At 57.4% G+C, this 2,331-nt stretch carries 5 protein-coding genes; 3 read left to right on the plus strand and 2 right to left on the minus strand.

From position 1 onward, the window contains the following. A partial coding sequence (locus WA989_RS10495) for a non-canonical purine NTP pyrophosphatase (RefSeq protein WP_424340446.1) occupies nucleotides 1-427 on the minus strand: 427 nt, incomplete at its 3' end. 116 nt (nucleotides 428-543) lie between these two features. On the opposite strand from WA989_RS10495, the gene WA989_RS10500 reads away from it, so the two are divergent. Genes WA989_RS10500 through WA989_RS10510 form a run of 3 tightly spaced genes read left to right on the plus strand, consistent with a single transcriptional unit; the run spans nucleotide 544 to nucleotide 1,890 of the window. Continuing rightward, on the plus strand, nucleotides 544-1,074 hold the full coding sequence (locus WA989_RS10500; protein ID WP_424340447.1) for a DUF2975 domain-containing protein: 531 nt from the start codon (nucleotides 544-546) through the stop codon (nucleotides 1,072-1,074). A 17-nt stretch (nucleotides 1,075-1,091) separates the two neighbouring features. After that, the gene (locus tag WA989_RS10505; protein ID WP_424340448.1) at nucleotides 1,092-1,337 is read left to right on the plus strand and encodes a helix-turn-helix domain-containing protein; all 246 of its coding nucleotides are present in this window, start codon (nucleotides 1,092-1,094) and stop codon (nucleotides 1,335-1,337) included. A gap of 46 nt (nucleotides 1,338-1,383) precedes the next feature. Continuing rightward, a complete protein-coding gene (locus WA989_RS10510) occupies nucleotides 1,384-1,890 on the plus strand; it encodes a CreA family protein (RefSeq protein WP_424340449.1) in 507 nt (168 codons plus the stop codon). Nucleotides 1,891-2,006: 116 nt separating this feature from the next. On the opposite strand, the gene WA989_RS10515 is transcribed toward WA989_RS10510, so the two are convergent. Further along, nucleotides 2,007-2,331, minus strand: a 325-nt coding sequence (locus tag WA989_RS10515) for a hypothetical protein (RefSeq protein ID WP_424340450.1), incomplete at its 5' end; no start/stop codon positions are given.

The following is a 2,331-nucleotide window of genomic DNA, read 5'->3' on the forward strand; positions in this document are numbered from 1 at the left end:
TGCCTTCGAAGACTTCCTCATGCCCGTCCGGCCAGACCACCGCCAGCGTACAGACGAAGCGGGCTCGCCGGTCCTTTGCGTTGATCTCCTGCAGGAGGGTTTCGACCTTTTCCATGGCCTTGTAGAAATCGCGGGGCTGTCCGGCCCAGATCGCCGTGTGCACGCCTGGCATGCCGCCAAGCGCCTCGACCTCAAGGCCGCTATCATCAGAGAGCGCTGGCGCACCCGTCGCCTTGCAGGCGGCGCGCGCCTTGATCAGCGCATTGCCCGAGAAGGTCTGCTCGGTCTCTTCTGGCTCATCGAGATCAAGCTCGATGGCGGAGACAACCTCCATCCCAAGAGGCTCAAACAAGTCCTTGAGCTCTTTGACTTTTCCCTTGTTATGGGTCGCGGCGACCAGTCGGCCTTTTCCAAGCGTGCGAGTCATGAATGAATGCGGCTCCGATCTTGCTTTATTGATGAATAGTATTATCGTTTAACGGTAAATTACAGGTTTGAGGCTATAGATTGCGGTTTGTGTACCCAAGGAATGACTGAACACATATGAGTATCCGGCAGCAAAACTCCATGGCCGCCTTCATGTCGATGATGATGCAAGTCATCATCTGGATCGCCGTTATTTCAGGCGCGTTCGCTTTCGTTCTGATTACGGCGGGCCTGATCGGCAGCCTGAATGGCGGGGCGATCAAGGTGCCCGGCATGGAGACCTATGTCGACGGCGTTAAACCTGGACAATTCATTGCAGGACTGGCCGGTCTCGTCGTGTTTGCGCCTGGGATCATCTATGTCTGCATGCAGCTGAAGCGCATTCTTTCGACGCTGGCAGATGGCGATCCCTTCGTTCCGGAAAACGGCCCACGGCTGACGCGGATCGCGCTTGCGATCGCGCTCGTGGAACTTGCCCGCTACGTAACGGTTTTCCTGCTTAACGCATTTGTGGACCTCGGCAGCGAACAGCCGGTCCGTCTCAGCATAAACCTTGCAGCATGGGCTGCGGTGGTAGCCCTCTTCATCCTTGCGCAAGTCTTCCGGGAAGGGTCCCGGCTGCGCGAGGAAGAGAAAATGACGATTTAGGAGGCCTGAGAACAGATATGGCCATTCGCGTAACTCTCGACCGCGTTCTGCTTGAGCGCCGCATGTCTCTGACCGAGCTGTCCGACCGTGTCGGCGTCACACTCGCCAATCTTTCCATCCTTAAAACCGGCAAGGCCAAGGCCGTCCGGTTTTCAACGCTTGAATCGCTTTGCCGCGAACTGAACTGCCAGCCGGGAGACATTCTTGTCTTCGATGACGAGGAAGACGGCACCGCTGCCGAAGAAGACGAAGAGGCGGCGTGAGGCGCGTGCGTGCGGAACCTCCACTCAGTGACGAGGTTCATTGCATATGACATCCAACATCAGACGCGCCGCCCTCACCGCGGCTGTACTCGTCCTCGCCGCCTGCACTGGCGGTGACCGCGAGGCGGGCGAGTTCAAGAATGACTGGCTTGGCAATGAAATCAAGATCGACCGGCTGGCCGATCCGAAGGTGCAGGGCATAACCTGCCATATCGCCTATTTTGACCGCGGCGTCTGGGACAGGATCGGCAAGGGCAACTGGTTCGAGGATCCGTCCAATTCATCCATCTCGTGCGTGCGGACCGGACCGGTTGTCATCGGGAAGATCGATCTCGATCGCTCCGGCGAGGAAGTCTGGGACCGGGGGCGCTCGCTGATCTTCAAGCAGCTGGCCGTGCGCCGTATCTACGACCGGGCAAGCGACTCGATGATGTACGTGTCGTTTTCGCGGAAGCCTGTGGATGGCTCGGCCAAGATGAGCCTGTCGACGGTGTCGCTCTATGATGGCGAGGTGATATGGGACGGGCGCGAGAAGCCGGAGCCGCGGGACTAGCCGCGAACGAACGATCACTATCAGCTGGCAAGGGTACGTCCAGAATATGCCTCCACAAAATCAAGACGTATGGCGTTTTGGCGATGGGCACTAGTATCCGGCGGTTCGGAGCCGATTCAGAAAATTTCGACAACGACCGCGCTGTGATCACTTAGTCTGGGTGAACCAACTTTTCCTTCAAAAGCATCCACCACCTTGATGGTAATTCCTGTCCGTCTGGAAACTGCGACGTGATCAATCGGAGGACGCGCCAACATTCCAGCAGGCATCAAATTCGGCGCAGTCGCGCAGACCAGATCAAGCTCGTCGAATGCTTCATTCAGCATTTCAATTCCACGCTTCGTGCCGTAGATGCGACCGCTGCCCATATCTGTGTTGTAGTCTCCAGCGACGCAAAGGACTGCTGAAGGATAGCGTTTCTTGAGGTCGCGCCACTGTTCA

It is taken from the genome of Henriciella sp., assembly GCF_049649345.1.
GTDB lineage: Bacteria > Pseudomonadota > Alphaproteobacteria > Caulobacterales > Hyphomonadaceae > Henriciella.